At 51.1% G+C, this 657-nt stretch carries 2 tRNA genes and 1 rRNA gene; all 3 read right to left on the bottom strand.

From position 1 onward, the window contains the following. Positions 1-343: 343 nt before the first annotated feature. A tRNA-Ala gene (locus DIE04_RS29520) sits at positions 344-419 on the bottom strand. Between the two features lie 38 nt (positions 420-457). Continuing rightward, positions 458-534, bottom strand: a tRNA-Ile gene (locus DIE04_RS29515). Between the two features lie 63 nt (positions 535-597). Beyond that, positions 598-657: ribosomal RNA gene (locus tag DIE04_RS29510) — 16S ribosomal RNA — on the bottom strand; the annotation flags it as partial.

Here is a 657-nt window from a genome sequence, read left to right as displayed (position 1 = left end):
GCGTCCTTCATCGCCTGTGATCGCCAAGGCATCCACCACATGCACTTGTTCGCTTGACCCTATAACGAGTCTGTCTCGTCGACAGTCGCTACAGGTTGAGTTCTCGCGTTGTGCCGTATTCCAATTGAGTCGAACATAGAGTTCGAATCATCTTGAGATACATCGATACAATCACAACCCGGATAGTTTTCACGTCCATCTCAAAGACGCTTCCGCTATCCAAATTACTTACTTCTTCCAGATTGTTAAAGAACGACAGCCGATACATACTACGTATCACTCTGACTGGCTCAATCGCCAATGACAAAGACTCGACCCAAGTCGAACGCTTGTCATTGAGGATTGGTGGAGGCAGACGGGATCGAACCGACGACCCCCTGCTTGCAAAGCAGGTGCTCTCCCAGCTGAGCTATGCCCCCATGAGTACAGATTCCCTCAGGTACCTACCGCCAGACAATGGTGGGTCTGGTTGGATTCGAACCAACGACCCCCGCCTTATCAAGACGGTGCTCTAACCGACTGAGCTACAGACCCCTGAGTCTGTCTTTAAATTTACAGCCGATAAGCGTGAGCGCTCAACTTTGCGAGAAGCTCTGGAAAGGAGGTGATCCAGCCGCACCTTCCGATACGGCTACCTTGTTACGACTTCACCCCAGT

The organism is Burkholderia sp. Bp8994, from assembly GCF_003853805.1.
Lineage (GTDB): Bacteria > Pseudomonadota > Gammaproteobacteria > Burkholderiales > Burkholderiaceae > Burkholderia.
The sequence above is the reverse complement of the archived record's forward strand: the minus strand, read 5'-3'. Positions and strand labels throughout refer to the sequence as shown.